This is a genomic window from Streptomyces sp. NPDC017056, assembly GCF_044332485.1.
In the GTDB taxonomy this organism is placed as follows: Bacteria; Actinomycetota; Actinomycetes; order Streptomycetales; family Streptomycetaceae; genus Streptomyces.
Window position 1 is genome coordinate 115,156 of record NZ_JBIRPD010000016.1, and the last position, 18,801, is coordinate 133,956.

The window sequence follows — 18,801 nt, forward strand, 5'->3', positions numbered from 1 at the left end:
CACGTACGGAGAACCTCCGGTCAGCCGGAGCCGACGAAGATGACGTACAGCAGCCAGACGACCGGGGCGGTCGGCAGGAGCGAGTCCAGGCGGTCCATGATGCCGCCGTGGCCGGGCAGCAGCGTGCCCATGTCCTTGATGCCGAGATCGCGCTTGATCATCGACTCGCCGAGGTCGCCGAGCGTCGCGCTGGCCGCGACCGCCATGCCGAGCAGCAGGCCCTGCCACCAGACGCCGTCCGTGATGATCAGCTGCATGCAGAGCGCGCCCGCGACCATGGCGAACAGCACCGCGCCGAACAGCCCCTCGCGGGTCTTGCCGGGGCTGATGCGGGGCGCGAGCTTGTTCTTGCCGAAGCGCCAGCCCACCGCGTACGCGCCCGTGTCGCTGACGACCGTCAGCAGCAGGAACGTCAGCACGCGCTGCGGCCCGTCGTCGGCGGCGAGCATCATCGCCACGAACGTCGCCAGGAACGGCACGTAGAACGCGGCGAAGACGCCTGCCGTGACGTCCCGCAGATAGTTCTCCGGAGCCTCCGTCATGCGCCACACCAGGGCGGCGAGCGCGGTGAGCGCCATCGCCACCCACGCGCCCTCCGCGCCCCGTACGTAGCCGGCGACCACCATCGCCGCGCCACCGAGGGCGAGCGGGACCAGCGGTACCCGGATGTCCTTGCGTTCGGAGAGCCGGGACGTCAGCTCCCACAGGCCCACGACCACCGCGATCACTATGACGCCGACGAAGAGCGGCTTGTAGACGAAGAGCGAGAGCAGGATGACGGCACCGAGGCCGACACCGACTCCTATGGCGGCCCGGAGGTTGCGCCCCGCGCTCTTCTTCTGCGGCTTGTCGGGGTGCCGTGAGCCGTCGGGTCCCGGCGAAGAGGTGGGCATGGGCTCCTGCGGCTGTTCGTCGCGGAACGGGGGACCGCTCTGCCGAGCGGCCCCCCGGTCGTCCCGGTGGTCCCGGTCGTCGTCCAGAGGGCTCCGGTCGTCGTCCTGGTGTCCGCCTGCGTCGGGCACGATGGGCATGGGCCGAGTCTGCGCCGCGCCGCCCCAGTCGTGCGCGGGACCCGCCGAACCGGCGGGCCCCTGGTCGGGTGGTCCCCATTGACCGGCTCGGCCGACGCCAGGCGGGGCCCCCCAGGATGACTCGTTCATCAGACCTCTAGGAGCTCGGATTCCTTGTGCTTGAGCAGCTCGTCCACCTGCGCGACGTACTTCGCGGTGGTGTCGTCGAGCTCCTTCTCCGCCCTGCGCACCTCGTCCTCGCCGGACTCCTTGTCCTTGACGAGCTTGTCGAGGGTTTCCTTGGCCTTGCGCCGGACGCTGCGGATCGAGATCTTCGAGTCCTCGGCCTTGTTCTTCGCGACCTTGATGAACTCCCGGCGGCGCTCCTCGGTGAGCTCGGGGAAGTTCACACGAATGATGTTTCCGTCATTGCTCGGGTTGACGCCCAGGTCGGAGTCCCGGATCGCCTGCTCGATGTTGCGCAGCGCGCTCTTGTCGAACGGGGTCACCACGGCCATCCGCGGTTCGGGCACCGAGAACGACGCCAGCTGGTTGATCGGCGTCATGGCGCCGTAGTAGTCCGCCACGATCTTGTTGAACATCGCCGGGTGCGCACGCCCGGTGCGAATCGCGGCGAAGTCCTCCTTGGCGACCACGACGGCCTTCTCCATCTTCTCCTCGGCCTCGAGGAGGATCTCTTCGATCACCACTTGCTCCTGGTCTTTTCGGTAAGAAGCAGAGCCTCGCCCCTGCCGCGCGTCTTCTCCTGCACGGTGTCCGACCGGCAGGCCGTTGTCCATCCCCGTGCCGGGGTCTTCCCACGACCCGGGGTTGCCGCCCGTACGGTGCCCTGCCCGTACGGCAATACGGCAGTTGGGGCCGTCAGGCCCGGGTGCCCTGATCGCTGACGAGCGTGCCGATCTTCTCACCCTTCACCGCACGCGCGATGTTGCCCTCGGCGAGCAGTTCGAAGACGAGGATCGGGAGCTTGTTGTCACGGCAGAGCGTGATGGCGGTGGCGTCGGCGACCTTGAGGTCGCGGGTGATGACCTCGCCGTATTCGAGGGCGTCGAACTTCACCGCGTCCGGGAACTTCTTGGGGTCGGCGTCGTAGACCCCGTCCACGCCGTTCTTGCCCATCAGCATGGCCTCGGCACCGACCTCCAGGGCACGCTGGGCCGCGGTGGTGTCGGTGGAGAAGTACGGCATGCCCATACCGGCGCCGAAGATGACCACGCGGCCCTTCTCCATGTGGCGCACGGCGCGCAGCGGAATGTACGGCTCCGCGACCTGCCCCATGGTGATGGCGGTCTGGACGCGGCAGTCGATGCCCTCCTTCTCCAGGAAGTCCTGGAGGGCCAGGCAGTTCATGACCGTGCCGAGCATGCCCATGTAGTCGGAGCGGGCGCGGTCCATGCCGCGCTGCTGCAGCTCGGCGCCGCGGAAGAAGTTGCCGCCGCCGATCACGATGGCGATCTCGTAGCCGTCACGGACCACGGCTGCGATCTCGCGGGCGATGGCGTGCACGACATCGGGGTCGACGCCCAGTCCGCCGCCGCCGGCGAACGCTTCGCCCGACAGCTTCAGCAGGAAGCGTCCCTTCCCGCCGCTGTCGGCCTTGTGGGCTGTGTCCGCGCCGTCGGCACCCTGATTCATCACGCTCTCCTCGTGCACATACGAAGAAGGCCATTGCCGGGGGTCTGGTTCAGATCCCTGTACGGCAATGGCCTCCTCGTCACATCTGCGGCCGGCCGGTACGCGGCCGACTGCGTACGACCCTAGCGGGGCCGTAGGTCATTCGCTGGCCTTGGCGACAAGGCTCACGGCTTGGCTCAGGCGCCGACGCGGATGCGCACGAAGCGCTTCAGCGAGACACCGGCCTCGTTCAGGACCTTCTCGACGGACTTCTTGTTGTCCTTCGCGAAGGGCTGCGCCAGCAGCGTGTTCTCCTTGAAGAAGCCGTTGACGCGACCCTCGACGATCTTCGGGAGGGCGGCCTCGGGCTTGCCCTCCTCACGCGAGGTGGCCTCGGCGACGCGGCGCTCGTTCTCGACGACGTCGGCCGGAACGTCCTCACGGGTGAGGTACTTCGGCGCGAACGCGGCGATGTGCTGCGCGACGTCCTTGGCGGTCTCGGCGTTCTCCTTGTCCAGCTCGACCAGGACGCCGACCTGCGGCGGGAGGTCGGGCATGGTGCGGTGCATGTAGGCGGCCACGTAGCCACCGGAGAACTGCGCGAAGCGGTCCAGGACGATCTTCTCGCCCAGCGTGGCGTTGGCCTCGTCGACGTACGCCTGGACGGTCTTGCCGGCCTCGATCTCGGAGGCGAGCAGCGCCTCCAGGTCGGCCGGGGAGGTGGCGGCGACGTGCGCGGCCAGCGCGTTGGCGACGGCCAGGAACTTCTCGCCCTTGGCGACGAAGTCCGTCTCGCACTTCAGCTCGAGCAGAACGCCGGAGGTCTTGTCCTCGGAGATGAGGGAGACGACGGCGCCGTTCTCGGCCGAACGGCTCTCGCGCTTGGCGACGCCCTTCTGGCCCTTGACGCGGAGGATCTCCACGGCCTTGTCGACGCTGCCCTCGGCCTCGTCCAGGGCCTTCTTGCAGTCCATCATGCCGGCGCCGGTGAGCTCACGGAGCTTCTTGACGTCCGCGGCGGTGTAGTTCGCCATGGTCTGTGAATCTCTTCTCGAAATCTCGACAGTCGAAAGATCTACGGGTGGACGGCGGGGGCGGCGCTCGTGGCGCCCTCCCCCGCCGTCGTCAACCGATGGTGCGGCGTCAGGCCTGCTCGGCGTCCGCGGCCGGCTTCTCGGCCTCGGCGGCGGGGGCCTCGGCAGCGGCGGGGGCCTCGGCGGGCTCGCCCTCGGCCTTGGCCTCGTCAGCCTTGGCGTCGTCGGCCTTCTTCTCGCCCTCGAGCAGGTCGCGCTCCCACTCGGCGAGGGGCTCGCCGGCCTTCTCGCCCGGCTTCTGGTCGCCGGTGGCGACGCCGGAGCGGGCGATGAGGCCCTCGGCGACGGCGTCGGCGATCACGCGGGTGAGCAGGGTGACGGAGCGGATCGCGTCGTCGTTGCCCGGGATCTTGTAGTCGACCTCGTCCGGGTCGCAGTTCGTGTCGAGGATCGCCACGACCGGGATGTTGAGCTTGCGCGCCTCGCCGACGGCGATGTGCTCCTTCTTGGTGTCCACGATCCAGACGGCGCTGGGCACCTTCTGCATCTCGCGGATACCGCCGAGGGTCTTCTCCAGCTTGGCCTTCTCGCGGGAGAGGACCAGCAGCTCCTTCTTGGTGAGGCCGGAGGCGGCCACATCCTCGAAGTCGATCTGCTCGAGCTCCTTCAGGCGCTGCAGGCGCTTGTAGACGGTCGAGAAGTTGGTCAGCATGCCGCCGAGCCAGCGCTGGTTCACGTAGGGCATGCCCACGCGGGTCGCCTGCTCGGCAATGGCCTCCTGGGCCTGCTTCTTCGTGCCGACGAACATGACCGAGCCGCCGTGGGCGACGGTCTCCTTGACGAACTCGTAGGCGCGGTCGATGTACGACAGCGACTGGAGCAGGTCGATGATGTAGATGCCGTTGCGCTCCGTGAAGATGAAGCGCTTCATCTTCGGGTTCCAACGGCGGGTCTGGTGCCCGAAGTGGACGCCGCTCTCCAGCAGCTCCCGCATCGTGACGACGGCCATGGCCGTACTCCTCGTGTTACTCGGTTCCACTGCGGCCGGGCGGCCGCGGTGCCTGACGCCCCGGCGCGCTCTGCCGGAGAAGGGACCTTGCGGGGCCTTCCGAGGACCGAGGGGCGCGTCCACCGTGCTGCCCGAATGGGGACTGTTGCGCTGGTGGCGGGGCGTGCGAAGTCGACCCGGTGACCCGGATCGCCACAAGAAGTGTACGGGACCGCCGAAGGGACGGGCGACACACACCTTTCGGACAGGAAATCGGGGGTGGGGCGGGGGCGGGGGCGGGCGGGGAGTGGGGGCGGGCCGGGGGCGGTTTGTACGGGTCGGATGACTCTTACGGCTGGTGCGGCTCGGATGGCTCGTGCGGCTGGTGCGGCTCGGCTCGTACGGCTCTACGGTCCTCGCCGGGGCGCCGGGGCGCCGGGGCGCCGGGCGGCGGCACCGCGAGCACCGCGCCCCGCGCCCTGCACCCCGCTCTCTCCCCCCGCTCCCCATACCCCACAAGGGTGACGCCGTTATTAACAACCCACCGGTAATCCACCGATCCGGCTCAAGATCCCCAAGCGGCAGCCGACCGCGCCATCGTCGAAACATGCGCCGACAATCCACTCTCAAGACCACCCGCGCCGCGGCCGCCAGCTACACAACAACACCCACAGCGCCCACCAAACACCCCCGACACCCCTCACCCCCAGGTGTCCGATTCCTCACCCTCTGCACCCTGCCCGTAATGAGCATCGCATTAGCCGTATTTTCCGCCGGAGCCGCCACGGCCGGCGCCGGAGCCACCGCGGCGAGCGCCAGGGCCGACGCGGCGAGTGCCGGAGCCGACGCGGTCGGCACGGCCTTCACCGGCACAGCCGCCCCGCCCAGCCCCACCGGCCCCCCACACCCCCCGGAACGACAGCCAGCACCCGCCCCTTCACACGGCGGCCCCGAGCCAGATCGCCCACCGCCAGGGACTACCGGCGAACGGGCATGGCCGGTGACCGGGCCGACGGGCGTGCGCCCCACCATCGCGCGCGGCTGGGAGCCTCCACCCGCCCCCTGGGCCGCCGGCCACCGCGGAGTAGACCTCTCCGCGACCAGGGGTGCCACGGTGCGAGCCGCCGCCTCGGGCCGGGTTCTCTTCGCCGGGAAGGTGGCGGGGCGCGGCGTCCTGTCCATCGAGGTAGCAGCATCCGGCCGCCCACCGCTCCGCACCACCTACGAACCGGTCCGTCCCACCGTCCGAAAGGGCGCCCGCGTCACCGCAGGCCAACCAGTGGCCACCCTCGCCCCGGGCCCCTTCCACTGCTCCGGCCCATGTCTCCACTGGGGCCTGCTCCGCGACAAGACCTACTTGGATCCGCTCTCCCTGCTCCCGGCGTCAATGCTGCGCCCTGTTCCCGCGCGGCTCCTACCGGTCATCGGAATTCCGGAGCCGGAACAGCCACCATCAGACCTTCGCGGGGCACCACAACAGAGCCACCCGCGTCGAGCGACAGCCCAGCGTGCAATAGCACGGGCACGGGCACGGGCACAGGCGCAGACACCGCCACGGGCACGGCGAATACAAACCCGACCACCGTCCGCCACCGCCGAGCGAGCGCGGCCGGTCAGCCCCTTACGCCACCAAGAACCATGGCGACCGCGGCCTCCGTGATCTGCGTCGGGTCCTCCGCGGCCCCGAGTTCGATACGGCGAACCGCGGCGTCGACAACGCCTTGAAGCAGCATGGCGGCCAGTCGCGGCTGCTCGTGACCGAGGTCGGCCAGGGCCTCCACGATCATCGCGATCAGCCCGCCGTGCGCAGCCCGGATCTTCTCCCGCGCGCCCGCGTCCAGCTCGCCCGCCGAGATCGCGACAACGGCCCGGTGCCGACGGTCACCGACCAGCGCAAGCTGTTGGCGCACATACGCCTCGACCTTGGCCTCAGGCGTGCCGACCCGCTCCATCGCAGCTTCGACCTCAGCCGCCCAAACGGGGAAGTCGACAGCGCACAGCTCTTCGACGACAGCCCCGCGGGAGCGGAAGTACTCGTAGACGGAGGAGCGCGCGAGACCCGTGCGCTCGGCGAGGGCGGGGAAGGTCAACGCCTCGGTCCCGCCTTCGGACAACAGGGTGCGGGCGGCGTCCAAAAGGGCGCCACGCTGCATCGTCCGGTGCTCGGCCACAGAGGCCGCTCGAATCCTGGGCACGTCACCACTCTACGGATGGCCCGCCCGGCACGGCACTCCGCATCACGATGTGTCCATGCCGGAGACCGACAGCCAAACACCGGCCACCAAGCGCGCCAGAACGGAACGGCAACAGGACAAGCACCCCGACACACCAAGAAACCCGCAGGTCAGATAGGCGGCGAGGCACGACAAGAGCAAGCCGACCACACAGACGGACGCACAAAGCGAACATCCGCCCGGACAAGGACACGACGGCCACCAAAGCAGAGCCGGGCACACCGAACACGGACCTAGGCGCTCCCCTCAGCCGCGGGCCAGCACACACCCAGACGCACTCCCCAAGCCAGGTGCACCGCCAAGCGTGCACTGTCCGAGGCAGGCGCGGCCTCAGAGGCAGGCGCGGCGTCAGGCCAGGGACGCTCCCCATGCCGGGCGCGATGCTCGAGCTGGGCGCGATGCCCGAGCCGGGCGCGATGCCCGGGGCCAGGCGCGCTATCCGAGGCCGGCGCGCTTCCTATGCCGGGGACGGCGTCCGAGGCCGGCGCACTCCCCATGCCAGGGACGGCGTCCGACGCAGGCGTGGCGTCCGAGGCTGACGTGACCCCCAAGGCAGACGCGGCGTCCGAGGCCGGCGCGGGGCCCAAGGCAGGCGTGGCGTCCGAGGCTGGTGCGGAGCCCAAGGCAGGGGCGGCATCCCGAGGCTGGTGCGGTGACCGAGACGACGTCGGCCGCGACGTGCGGGGCAGGCCAGGCGCGGGGGCCACCATGCCCCCGGCTCGGAGGCAGCCAGGGAGCCGGGGAGCGCGTCGTCCCCTGACGCCGGCCCATGCGACGAGGCGCGGCTGCCTGCAGACAGCGCGGCCACGGGCAGGTACAGCCCGCCAAGAGCAAGCGGCGCGGAGGCGAGAGGACAGGGGCGGGGTGGGAGGGGGCGGGGGGCGGGGGGGGGCGGGGGGGAAGCCAGCAGGTGACGCCCAGCAGGGGCCGGCCGAAGGGCAGGAAAGCCCGAGATAAAAGCAGCCTTGCGAAAGAGTCGAGCGGCCAGCCCTGACAGCCCCCAGCACAGTCACACCTACTGGCCCCATCAGCCCCGGGACGACACCTGCACCGATGGGCCCAGCGCACGGGCCAGGCGGCATCACTGCCTCCCCCGCGCCCCCAGGTCAACGCCCCATGTCCGCCAGTTTGGCGCGGAGCTGCAGTACGGACTTGGTATGGATCTGGCTGACCCGGCTCTCCGTGACGCCGAGAACGTTGCCGATCTCGGCGAGGGTGAGACCTTCGTAGTAGTAGAGGGTGACGACGGTTTTCTCGCGTTCAGGGAGCGTGTTGATGGCCCGGGCAAGCAGCCGCCGCAGCTCACGGTCCTCGGCGACCTCGACCGGGTTGTCGGCAGCCGTGTCCTCCAGGGTGTCCATCAGGCTCAGCCGGTCGCCCCCCTCGCCGCCCACATGCAGCAATTCCTCCAGGGCCACCACGTTGGCCAGCGACAATTGGCTGAACACCCCGTGGAGTTCCTCCAGCGCGATACCCATTTCCGAGGCCACCTCCGCTTCGGTCGGGGTGCGCCGCAGCTGGGCCTCCAGGGTGGCGTACGCCCGCTCGACCGCCCTGGCCTTCTGCCGTACCGACCGCGGGATCCAGTCCAGTGCCCGCAGTTCGTCGATCATCGCGCCCCGGATACGGGTGATGGCGTACGTCTCGAACTTGATCGACCGCTCGGGCTCGAACTTCTCGATGGCATCGATGAGCCCGAAGACCCCGGAGGAGACGAAGTCGGCCTGCTCGACGTTGGGCGGCAGGCCGACGCTGACCCGGCCGGCCACGTACTTCACCAGGGGGGAGTAGTGCAGGATCAGCTGCTCGCGCAGCCGCCCGTCGCCCGAGTTCTTGTACGCGCGCCACAGCTCCTCCAGAGAGGTGGGCGCGGCGGGGCGCACGCTGCCGCGCGCGGCGGGGGGTGCGGCCGCGCGGTCAGACCCGGAGGTGTGCTGGGGCATTCGTCGCCTTGAGCCGTTCTGCCGAGACACTGGGGAACACGTGCGTGAGGTCGAATTACTCGTGAGCGTAGCGTGACTACAGTGTCGCGATGCGCGATGAAGGGTCGTTCGGGAGTGCGCAGATACGTTCCGCTGCCCGCACCCCCGGGTTACAGAGGACGACGGTTCCACCCCCAGGGGGCAGAACCGTCGCCGTGAGTACCCGGCGCGCGCTCCGTCTCACGCGACTTCGCCACCGACCGGTACGGCAACGGCCGACGCGCCTCGTCGCCGTCCGGTGACGGCAGAGGCCCGCAAACGGAAGCGTGGCAAACCTGGATGCTGCGATCATTCTCCTCACTTTTTCACCCGTTCGTCCCAGGTCAAGGACCGCCTCGCCGCGAACCTGCCCCAGCCTTGGAGAGGCGCGCCAACTCCCAGACAGCACCACACCTTTGAACGAACCCGAGTGACTGCAGCTCGAAGAGCTTGCCCTGCGCCACTTCCTCTGCCGTACCCGAATCGTGCGCCAGTCGCCGCGCGTCCGCCCCGCCCCGCGCGGGGACCGCTTCGAGCACTCGGCTCGCCACCGGATCGAGGAGATCGCGCGCGACAACCGGCCCGCGCCGGGCGGGAGCGAGATCGCCGATGCTGCCGACCAGTTCGACGACCTCTGCGGCGTCGGTGACCACAACGGCTTCGCCGCGGAGGAGTTGATGCACACCGGCGGACAACCCGCTGGTGACCGGTCCCGGCATGCCCATCATGTACCGGCCCAGCTCCGTTGCCCGTCGCGCGGTGACCAGCGACCCACTGCGGAGTTCAGCTTCCACGACCACCGTGCCTCTGGTGAGAGCAGCAATGACCCGGTTGCGCAGGATGAAGCGACTGCGGGTGGGATGGTCGCCCGGCGGCAACTCGGCGATCACCAGGCCCTGTTCCGCCAGCCTTCCGATCAACTCCACGTGACCTCGCGGGTAGGCGTAATCGACACCGCAGGCCAATACCGCGACCGTGGCCCCCTGCGCGGCAAGCGCGCCTCTGTGCGCGGCACCATCCACCCCATAGGCAGCACCGGACACAACCGTCCAACCACGGTCGGCAAGGCCCGCGCCGAGTGTGGCAGCCATGTGCGCGCCGTACTCCGTACAGGCTCTGGCTCCGACGACGGCAACGGATCGCAGCGCCCACAACCGCAGATTCGCGCTCCCCCGTACCCACAAACCGATCGGCCGCCCGTCCTCCAGATCGTCCAGCTGTCGCGGCCATTCCTCATCGCCGGGGCAGATGAACCGGCCTCCAAGCGCAGCGACGGCAGCCAGGTCGGCGGCCGGCCCGGCAGTCGTGTCAACCCGGGCCGCTCGCATACGCAGCCCCGCGAACTTCTTCTTCGACGCTCCCGCCGGCATTTCCCGCTCACCGGCCAGGGACTGTACGAGGTGTACCGGCGTCGTCTGCCGCAGCCAACGTCCAACCGTCTCGTCACCCGGCTCAACGATGCGCGTCAACGCCGCGCGCGCTTTCCTCTCCTCCTCCCCCACGTCATGCATGTGCGGCCCCCTTACCGCCCGCCATCCGGCACACTGCTTTCTCCACGATCCCCCGCATCTCCTGCCCCTTCCTCTCTCTTCTGCGTACTCCCCCGCCATCTCGGCGGCCCGTCAGCACAGCGATCCGGCAATCCGGCAATCCGGCAGCGCCGTGTAACCAAAAGCGGTACATGAGTCGTCATTACGGCCACCGCACTCGGCCGGACCCACACGAGTTCCGTTCGCGCGTCACCTGTTCAGCCGTACACGCGAGAGGCCGTCACAACCTGCGTCCCGCCCCAGCCAAACCGGCATGAATCACAGCCCAGACCACGGCGCACTGCGCACAGCGGCGGGCCCCATGAGCAGCTACGGCCACGAGCAACTACCCGCAGCTCAGCAACTGCCCAGCGCCGCGACTGTCGCTAGGCGCGGCATACGCCTCACGCGCCTCGCCTCTCGTGTGCTTTACCGTCGCCTGCCTTACCTTCCGCGTCCCTTACCTTTCGCTTGTCTCGCCCCCTCCTCTGGGGCCCTCCCCCCCCCCGCCCCTCCACCCTCTCCTCCTCCGCGGCACGGCGTCCCGTGGGAGGGCCCAGAGCATGACCCCAACCAGATCAGCCCGGCCTCCCGTTCCCCGGCGCCTCGTCGACCCGCCAGCTCACCGACGCACCAGCCCACCCGCTCCCAGCCCACCCGCTCCCAGCCCATCCGCTCCCGGCCCACCCGCTCACCGGCTCGCCGACTCACCCACCCACCGGCACACCGGTGCGCTGGCCCGCCCGCCCGTTGGCCAACCGGCCCACCAGCCCACTGGCCCGTCGGCCCGCCAGCCCACCGGCCCGCTGGCTGATCGGCCCACCAGCCACCCAGCCCACCGGCGACGCCCCACCTCTCCGGCCCGGCGCCTCCCCAGCCCGTCGCTTTCACCCCGCTCCCGTCGCCAACGCCACCCCCCGCCTGATGCCTGTGCGCAATTCCAAGGCCCAGTTGACGTCTTCCGAGGTAGGGCGGTCGTGGCCGGCGAGGTCGGCGGATGTCCAGGCGACGCGGAGTACGCGGTCCATTCCGCGGGCGGTGAGCAGGCCGTTCTCCAGGTCGTGCTCGGCTTGGGCCATTGCTCCTGGGGCCACTTGCCAACGCGTTCGTAGTTCGTGGCCGGGCACCTCGCTGTTGGTGTTCCAAGGCGTACCGGCGAAGCGGGTGGCAGCCCGGTCGCGGGCGGTTCGTACCCGCTCGGCCACTTCGGCCGTGGATTCGGCTCCCCGGGTGAAAGAGAGCAGCTCGGACCGCGCGACCGGCTCCACCGTCACCCTCAGGTCGATGCGATCCATCAGCGGCCCCGACAGCCGGGCCCGATAGCCCCGGATGGTGGAAGGGCGGCATTCGCAGCCGCCCCCGAGCGTGCCGTGGCGCCCACAAGGGCAGGGGTTCGCGGCCAGGGCCAGCAGGAATCTTGCGGGCATGCGCATCATCCCGGCGGCTCGCGCGACCACAACGTATCCGGACTCAAGCGGCTGCCTCAGCGCGTCCAGGACGCGGGCGCTGCATTCCGCTGCCTCGTCGACGAAGAGGACACCGTGATGAGCCAGCGAAACGGCTCCCGGCCGGGGCAGGCCGCTGCCGCCGCCCACGAGTGACGCCATCGTCGCGCTGTGGTGGGGCGCGCAGTACGGCGGGCGCTCCACCAGCGGCTGCCCGGGAGGCAACGTGCCGGCTACCGAATGTACCGCCGTGACCTCCAGCGATTCCTTCGGTGACAGAGACGGCAGGAGCCCGGGAAGGCGTTCGGCGAGCAGCGTTTTGCCGGCTCCTGGTGGGCCCTTCAGAAAGATGTGATGGCGTCCGGCTGCCGCTACTTCCAAGGCTTTGCGGGCGCCGTGTTGTCCCACGACGTCCGACAGGTCGGGCAGGCGCTCTCCCGGCGCGCGCGCCGCACTGAGCGCGTTGCCAGGGACGGCCAGCCCTGCCAGCAGCGGGTCCGGGCGGCCTTCCACCGTCGCCCCGTCGTCCTCCTCTTCCGGCACCGGCTCGTCAGTGAGCACCGCGATCAGTTGTCGGAGGCTCCGTACGCCGAGGACGGAGACGCCTGGGACGAGCGATGCCTCGGCCACGGCCCTGTCCGGCACGACGACCTGGCGGTACCCAGCGTCGGCTGCGGCCAGGACGGCGGGCAGCACCCCGCGCACCGGCCGGACGCGGCCGTCCAGTCCCAGTTCGCCGATCATGACGAGGTCGGTCAGCTCACGCGGGTCGATCCGTTCCGCCGCTCCGAGCACCGCGCAGGCGACAGCGAGATCGAAGCCGCTGCCTCCCTTGGGTACGGAAGCCGGGCTGAGTCCCACCGTCAGCTTCTTCTGCGGCCATTCGCCGCCGCTGTTCACGATGGCGGCCCGCACTCTGTCCCGTGATTCGACCAGACTCTTGTCGGGCAGCCCGACCAGGGTGAAGGCTGCCACGCCCGGCTCCAGGTCCGCTTGGACCTCGACGACCACGCCCTCGACGCCGACCAGCGCGACCGAGCACGTACGGGCGAATCCCATCAGGACACCCCCCGGACATGCTCCAGGAGAGGCGCGCCCCGGGCCGGCAGCAGCACGCCGACCACATCGATACGCACCCCGCCGGGCGGCGGCCCACCGTGCTGCTCCAGCCAGCGTTCCGCCAGGCGGCGAAGGCGGGCGGCCTTTTCGGGCCGTACGGCCGCCATCGGATGTTCGTACGCACCCGCACTCCGGGCCTTGACCTCGCAGAGCACCAGCGCGTCGCCGTCGGCGGCCACGATGTCGACCTCGCCTTCCTGGCACCGCCAGTTGCGGTGCAGGATGCGCATGCCGATTGAGATCAGATGCCGGGCCGCGAGGTCTTCTCCGTATTGGCCGATCGCTCGTCGCGCGCTGGTGACACGCGGAATGCTTGCAGTCAGCCGGGCGGCGGAGTCACGGGCACGGCCTCGGCGGGGGTGTCCCCGGGGATTCGGCCGGCCGCCCGGCCGGCCGCTCTGGGCAGGTGTGATCGTCCGGGCGCCACGGACGGGCGACGTGTGTAGGGAGCCTCCCGTGCCGCTTCCGTCCGCGGCTGTCTGGAACTGGGACTTTCCCTCATGTGCGTGTGCGGCCCCCGTCGTCTGGGGCTTTCCCTCATGTGCGTGTACGGCCCCCGTCGTCTGGGGCTTTCCCTCATGTGCGTGTACGGCCCCCGCCGTCTGGGGCTTTCCCTCATGCCTGCCGCTGTGCGTGGCGGTCGGACCGGCGTTCTGATTGACGGTCTGATCGCCGGTCTGATCGGCGGTCTGATCGGTGTTCTGTTTGGCGTTCTGCGTGGCGTTCACTCGGCACCACCTCCGGCACCGACTGTGACGCTTCAGCCCAGACCCATTGGATCTTGGTGGATAACCAGGCGGATGTGGATATCTCGGTCACCCGTCCGAGCGAATCCGAGCTGATCGATGGCGGCTCACCTGCAAACCGACGGTCAGCTCCACACCGGGCGTCAGGGGGACACGGGTCAGGGGCAGGCCCAGCGCCGCCCCCACCGGCCCCACCCCACCGGCCCCCACCCCACCGGCCCCCACCCCACCAACTCAGCTCCCCGGCAGATCCAGGTCGCTCTTGTTCAGCTCCTCGATGTTCACGTCCTTGAACGTCAACACGCGCACCTGTTTCACGAAGCGAGCCGGTCGATACATGTCCCAGACCCACGCGTCCGCCATCGAGACCTCGAAAAAGACTTCTCCCTGAACAGAGTGCACCTGCATCTCGTAGTCGTTCGTGAGGTAGAAGCGTCGCTCGGTCTCGATCACATATTTGAACAGCCCGACGACGTCGCGGTACTCCCGGTAGAGCTTCAGCTCCATCTCGGTCTCGTACTTTTCGAGGTCCTCGGCGCTCATGGCAGATCCCCTTCAGCCGTGCGTCCCCCTATTGTGCGTCAGACGCTCTCGCTAGCCAGCAGCACCGGCGCGCCAGGGGGCCCTTCGTCGAGCAGTGTGCGCAGCAGCTCGGCGAACGTGGTCGGATACACCGTCTCATGCGATCTGGAGAGTTCTTCCGAAGTCCACCACCTCAGTCCGGACACGCTGCGTCGTTCCAGATCCGTCTGCCCCGACATCTCCGTTGCAGTCTGGTCCGTGTGGGCCAGGAAGTACCACTCGTCCTGGTCCCAGCGCCGCCCGTCGAAGGGGAAGGAGCAGCGGCGCTTCCACAGCAGCGGGCCGAGCCGTACGTCTGTGATGCCGGTCTCCTCGGCCAGTTCTCTGCGTGCGGCCTCCTCGGGGGTTTCGGCTCCCTCCAGGCCGCCGCCCGGCGTGAACCACCACGTGTTGGAGGGGTCGGCCGGTTCGTAGCCGTGCATCAGAAGGACCCGGTCGTCCGGGTCGAGCAGCACCACTCGTGCCACCTGCCGCACCTCTACCGGCAGATCACCGGTCGTTCCCGCGCGCCCGTCGCCCGGCTCCCCACCCGGGTCTCCACCCGCCACGCCACCAATCGCCTCTTCCGGCGCTTCGTTCACTTCGTTCTTCTCAGCCACTCTTACGCCCCATACGTCGCGCCAAAGGCCCGTACGCCGCGCCGGCCAGGATCATCACCGCGCCGACGACGACCGCGATGACGATGATCCGCACCGGCCCCGGCTGCGAGGTGCCGCCGGGCAGCGACGCGAAGCTCGTCGGCCGTTCCACCATCCCCATGCTGCCGAGCGGCCACGCCCTGGCGTCCACCCGCGCCTGCACCGCGCTCCGCGACACGGCGCCGTGATCGCCGTCCGTGAGGTGGGTGCGCGAGTCCAGGGAGTCGTTGCGGTGGTCGCCGAGCAGGAAGAGCCGGTCCGCCGGGACCTTCGAGCTGAAGCCGGTCGGCGAGGCCGGGCCCTTGGCCTGGAGATACGGTTCTTCAACGGGCTTTCCGTTGAGCGTCAGCCGGCCGTCCTTGCTGCAGCAGGCGACCGTGTCGCCACCCACCCCGACGACCCGCTTGACCATGGGCACGTCGCCCCACACCGAGTCGCGGAAGACCACGACGTCGCCGCGCCGGATCTCCGCGCCGTCCACCTGCTCGGCCAGTACCCGGTCGCCCACTCCGATCGTCGGGGCCATTGAGTCGGTCGGCACCGTGTAGGGGCGGTAGAGCAGCGCGCCCCATACGAAGCCGCCCAGGAACAGCACACAGCCGGCAGCCACGACCAGACCGGACAGCACGCTGCCCGTGGTCCGGCCGCGGCCGCCGCTCGTCCGTTCCTTGCTGCTGCTCATCCCGCGCTCCCGCCCCGCGAGCTCGGCCCGCGTCGAAGATCTGGGACGGCACCCTACCTGGGGGTACGTTCCCCAGTCAGCACCATGAGCAGGAACGACGGAACACCCGTTACGCAGCATGTGCATAACGGGTGTTCCGGTCCTTCCAGCCTTCACCTGGCCGCGTTTCTCGTATGCGGCCAGGTCATCACTCAGTCCGAGGACCGTCCTACCGGCCGCGCCGCTTGAGCGGCCCGCTTCCGGCGGCGCCAGAGCACGATCGGCACCGCGCCGGCGAGGCCCATCGCCGCCGGGGCCGCAGCCGCCGCCGTGTTCAGCGCGGGCTGGTCGAACGTGTCCGGCACCGAGAGCCACGACCAGCGGTTGATCGGCCAGGCGATCGTGAACGCGCGGCCCACGACCTGCTTCACCTCGACCGTGCCGTTGCCCTTGAGGTTGGTGTGGTAGCGCGAGTCCAGGGAGTCCTGGCGGTGGTCGCCCATGACCCAGATGCTGCCCTTGGGCACCGTGAGCTTGTCGATCTCCTTGTCACCGCAGGGCGTGTTGCCGGGGAAGAGGTACGAGTCCTCTTTCAGCGCCGTGCCGTTGACCTTGACCGGCCCGTTGCCGTGGCACTCCACGGTGTCGCCGCCGACCGCGATGACTCGCTTGATCAGGTCCTTCTCCTCGGACGACGGCATCAGGCCGATGAAGCTGAGGACCTGCTGGATCGCGTTGGGCTCGGGGGTCGGCACCTCGTTCAGCCAGCCGCCCGGGTCGTGGAAGACGACGACCTCGCCGCGCTCCGGCTCGGAGCCGAACCACGGGGTCAGCTTGTCCACCAGCACCCGGTCCCCGCGCTGCAGGGTGTCCTGCATCGAGTCGGACGGGATGGAGAACGCCTGGACCAGGAACGTCTTGATGATCAGCGCCAGGACCAGCGCGATCCCGATGAGGATCGGCAGCTCTTTCCAGAAGGCACGCGGCTTCTTGCCCTTCTTCACGCTGCCGCTCTCCTCCTCGTCCACCGGCTGTTCCTTGTCCATCGGCACTCCGGGTCCCGCCGGCTGCCCGGGGCCCGCCGGCTGTCCCGGGTCCGCCGGCCGTGCCGGTCCTCCGGACGCCGCGGGCTGTGAGGACTCACCGTTTCCCGCCGGCTCTTCGGGCTCTTCGGTACCGGACCGCGCGCCGACCGCCAAGTCCCCCACATCCACTCCTTGCTCCTCGCCACCGCCCACCCGACAGTCGGGGCAGGCCCACCACTCCCATAACGAGCGGGAGTTCCGCAGGGGTCGGGAGTACGGACAAACCGTCGGAGGACACACTATGCGGCGCCTGCCCCGCCGTCGCCCTCGCACCCGGCGCGTCGCGCACGCTCGCGTAGGTGTCAGGCTCCGACAGGCGGCCCCAGTGCCCCACCGGCCAGCCGATGACCACGGCCCGGCCGACGACGCTGTCCACCGAGATCGTCCCACGGTACGGCTCGTCCAGGTGATATCGCGAGTCCGCCGAATTGGAGCGGTGGTCGCCCATCACGAAGATCCGCCCGACGGGAACCTTGACCTCGAATTTGAACTGTGAGGGCGGATTGCCCGGATGTATGTACGGCTCGTCCAGGGGTGTGCCGTTGACCGTGACGCGGCCCTGCTTGTCGCAGCACTTGACGGTGTCGCCGCCGACACCCACGACGCGCTTGATCAGATCCTGTTCGTCGGCCGAGGGGAGCAGCCCGATGAACGTCATGAATTCCTTGGCCTGCTTGATTCCCACCGGGTCGTCGGCGGCCTTGACCTGCTCGCCCTTGAGCCAGCCCCCGGGGTCCTTGAAGACGACCACGTCGCCACGCTCGGGTTCCGAGCCGAACCACGGGGTGAGCTTGTCGACCAGTACGCGGTCGCCGATCTGGATCGTCTGCTCCATGGAGCCGGAGGGGATCACGAACGCCTGTACGAGGAAGGTCTTGAGCACCAGCGCGATGGCCAGGGCCACACCGATGAGGATCGGTATTTCCTTGAGGTAGGAGCGGCGCCTGCGGCGTTTGATGCGGCGTGCCTGTCGCCGACGCTCGGCCCGGCCTCCGGTGGCCCGTCTCGGCCTGGTCGTACGGGTGACGACGCCCGCTTCCCCGCCGGTCCCCGCGCCGTACGGGCCGCCTCCGTACCCCCCGTCGTCGTGGGAACCGCCCCCGTACTGCCCGTACGAGGCCTCCGCGTCCGTCTCGTCCGCGTGCGCGGCCCCCTGGTGCCCGCGCCTGGGCCGCCCCCGGTTACCCATGGCGGCCGGCCGGGCCGGGTATGGCGTCGAAGGAGCGTGGGCGGTCCAGGGCCGTCCAGTGGCCCACCGGCCAGGCGATCCAGTCGGCGCGGCCGATCACCTTGCCGACCGGGACGGTGCCGCCGCCCGGTTCACCGAGGTGGTCCCGTGAGTCCCGTGATCTGTCGCGGTGGTCTCCCATGACCCACAGCTTTCCCTCCGGCACCACGATGTCGAACGGATCGGAGGACGGCGCGTCCCCCGGGTACAGGTATCCCTCGTCCACCGGTTCGCCGTTCACCTTGATCCGCCCCCGTTTGTCGCAGCAGGTCACCCGGTCCCCGCCGACGCCGATCACGCGCTTGATGTAGTCCGTGTCGGCGGGCTGCGCCAGCCCCAGCGCCGCGCCCGCGCCCCGTACCAGACCCGTCACCGGGTTCTCCTCCGGTTCGCTCTGCAGGAACGAGCCGGTGCCGTCGAAGACGATCACATCGCCTCTGCGCGGCTCGCCGCCGAAGCGGTACGCCAGTTTGTTGACCAGCACCCGGTCGCCGATCCGCAGCGTGTTCTCCATGGAGGAGCTGGGGATCAGGAAGGGCTGTACGACAAAGGCGCTGAGCAGCAGGACGAAGGTCACGCACAGCGCGAGCAGCAGTACCGGGCGGTGCCACAGGGCGGCCAGGCCGGATCCCAGCCGGGACGCGAGCCGCCGGAGCCGGGGGGCGCGTCGCTGCTGTGCGCGCCCCCGGGGCTCCCCAGTCTGCTCCTGGGGCTCCGCCTGCTCGTCCGCCGGCCGGCCCGTCTGCTCGCGCTGCTGTGCCGGGGAGGCGGGCCCGGAAAAACGCGCGGAGCGCGACCCCTGCTCCGGCCCCTGGTCGGGGGCGGGAGAGCGGTCGCGCTCCGAAAGCTGTGCGTCGGTGTCCATCGGACCCAGAGCCTATCCGGCCGGTCCAGGACGCCGGACGT

General features: G+C 69.8%; 17 protein-coding genes. 1 reads left to right on the top strand and 16 read right to left on the bottom strand.

From position 1 onward, the window contains the following. Positions 1-20 precede the first annotated feature (20 nt). The 5 genes from ACH4OW_RS27455 to rpsB all read right to left on the bottom strand — a co-directional run bounded on the left by ACH4OW_RS27455 (position 21) and on the right by rpsB (position 4,688). A complete protein-coding gene (locus ACH4OW_RS27455) occupies positions 21-1,160 on the bottom strand; it encodes a phosphatidate cytidylyltransferase (RefSeq protein ID WP_398030462.1) in 1,140 nt (379 codons plus the stop codon). After that, positions 1,160-1,717: a ribosome recycling factor gene (gene frr, locus ACH4OW_RS27460; RefSeq protein WP_360131118.1), complete on the bottom strand. Its 558-nt coding sequence runs from the start codon at positions 1,715-1,717 to the stop codon at positions 1,160-1,162. The genes ACH4OW_RS27455 and frr overlap by 1 nt, the downstream gene beginning before the upstream one ends. A gap of 175 nt (positions 1,718-1,892) precedes the next feature. After that, positions 1,893-2,666, bottom strand: coding sequence for a UMP kinase (gene pyrH / locus ACH4OW_RS27465; protein WP_360131121.1), 774 nt, complete (start codon positions 2,664-2,666; stop codon positions 1,893-1,895). A gap of 176 nt (positions 2,667-2,842) precedes the next feature. Continuing rightward, positions 2,843-3,679, bottom strand: coding sequence for a translation elongation factor Ts (gene tsf / locus ACH4OW_RS27470; protein WP_360131124.1), 837 nt, complete (start codon positions 3,677-3,679; stop codon positions 2,843-2,845). Between the two features lie 109 nt (positions 3,680-3,788). Next, entirely contained in the window at positions 3,789-4,688 is a 900-nt protein-coding gene (gene rpsB, locus ACH4OW_RS27475) for a 30S ribosomal protein S2 (RefSeq protein ID WP_360131127.1), read from the bottom strand. Between the two features lie 724 nt (positions 4,689-5,412). Here rpsB and ACH4OW_RS27480 point away from each other — a divergent pair. Then, positions 5,413-6,327 carry a murein hydrolase activator EnvC family protein gene (locus tag ACH4OW_RS27480; RefSeq protein ID WP_398030463.1) on the top strand — a complete coding sequence of 305 codons (915 nt, stop codon included), beginning with the start codon at positions 5,413-5,415 and terminating at the stop codon, positions 6,325-6,327. Here the strand turns inward: ACH4OW_RS27480 and ACH4OW_RS27485 are convergent. The 11 genes from ACH4OW_RS27485 to lepB (ACH4OW_RS27535) all read right to left on the bottom strand — a co-directional run bounded on the left by ACH4OW_RS27485 (position 6,281) and on the right by lepB (ACH4OW_RS27535) (position 18,760). Next, complete coding sequence (locus tag ACH4OW_RS27485) at positions 6,281-6,820, bottom strand: TetR/AcrR family transcriptional regulator (protein WP_398030505.1); 540 nt, start codon at positions 6,818-6,820, stop codon at positions 6,281-6,283. The genes ACH4OW_RS27480 and ACH4OW_RS27485 overlap by 47 nt on opposite strands. A gap of 1,187 nt (positions 6,821-8,007) precedes the next feature. After that, on the bottom strand, positions 8,008-8,844 hold the full coding sequence (gene whiG / locus ACH4OW_RS27490) for an RNA polymerase sigma factor WhiG (protein WP_360131130.1): 837 nt from the start codon (positions 8,842-8,844) through the stop codon (positions 8,008-8,010). Between the two features lie 362 nt (positions 8,845-9,206). After that, positions 9,207-10,373: a DNA-processing protein DprA gene (gene dprA, locus ACH4OW_RS27495; protein ID WP_360131133.1), complete on the bottom strand. Its 1,167-nt coding sequence runs from the start codon at positions 10,371-10,373 to the stop codon at positions 9,207-9,209. 905 nt (positions 10,374-11,278) lie between these two features. Continuing rightward, entirely contained in the window at positions 11,279-12,895 is a 1,617-nt protein-coding gene (locus ACH4OW_RS27500; protein WP_398030464.1) for a YifB family Mg chelatase-like AAA ATPase, read from the bottom strand. Beyond that, entirely contained in the window at positions 12,895-13,266 is a 372-nt protein-coding gene (locus tag ACH4OW_RS27505) for a YraN family protein (RefSeq protein ID WP_398030506.1), read from the bottom strand. Before ACH4OW_RS27505 ends, ACH4OW_RS27500 begins: the two co-directional genes overlap by 1 nt. A 669-nt stretch (positions 13,267-13,935) precedes the next feature. Beyond that, positions 13,936-14,244 carry a DUF2469 domain-containing protein gene (locus ACH4OW_RS27510; RefSeq protein ID WP_003980220.1) on the bottom strand — a complete coding sequence of 103 codons (309 nt, stop codon included), beginning with the start codon at positions 14,242-14,244 and terminating at the stop codon, positions 13,936-13,938. A 38-nt stretch (positions 14,245-14,282) separates the two neighbouring features. Beyond that, positions 14,283-14,771: an NUDIX hydrolase gene (locus ACH4OW_RS27515; protein ID WP_360131363.1), complete on the bottom strand. Its 489-nt coding sequence runs from the start codon at positions 14,769-14,771 to the stop codon at positions 14,283-14,285. Positions 14,772-14,874: 103 nt separating this feature from the next. Then, positions 14,875-15,603: a signal peptidase I gene (lepB, locus tag ACH4OW_RS27520; RefSeq protein WP_398030465.1), complete on the bottom strand. Its 729-nt coding sequence runs from the start codon at positions 15,601-15,603 to the stop codon at positions 14,875-14,877. Positions 15,604-15,794: 191 nt separating this feature from the next. Further along, positions 15,795-16,781: a signal peptidase I gene (gene lepB / locus ACH4OW_RS27525; protein ID WP_398030507.1), complete on the bottom strand. Its 987-nt coding sequence runs from the start codon at positions 16,779-16,781 to the stop codon at positions 15,795-15,797. Next, positions 16,723-17,856, bottom strand: coding sequence for a signal peptidase I (gene lepB / locus ACH4OW_RS27530; protein ID WP_398030466.1), 1,134 nt, complete (start codon positions 17,854-17,856; stop codon positions 16,723-16,725). Before lepB (ACH4OW_RS27530) ends, lepB (ACH4OW_RS27525) begins: the two co-directional genes overlap by 59 nt. Next, a complete protein-coding gene (gene lepB / locus ACH4OW_RS27535; protein WP_360131146.1) occupies positions 17,849-18,760 on the bottom strand; it encodes a signal peptidase I in 912 nt (303 codons plus the stop codon). Before lepB (ACH4OW_RS27535) ends, lepB (ACH4OW_RS27530) begins: the two co-directional genes overlap by 8 nt. Positions 18,761-18,801: the final 41 nt, after the last annotated feature.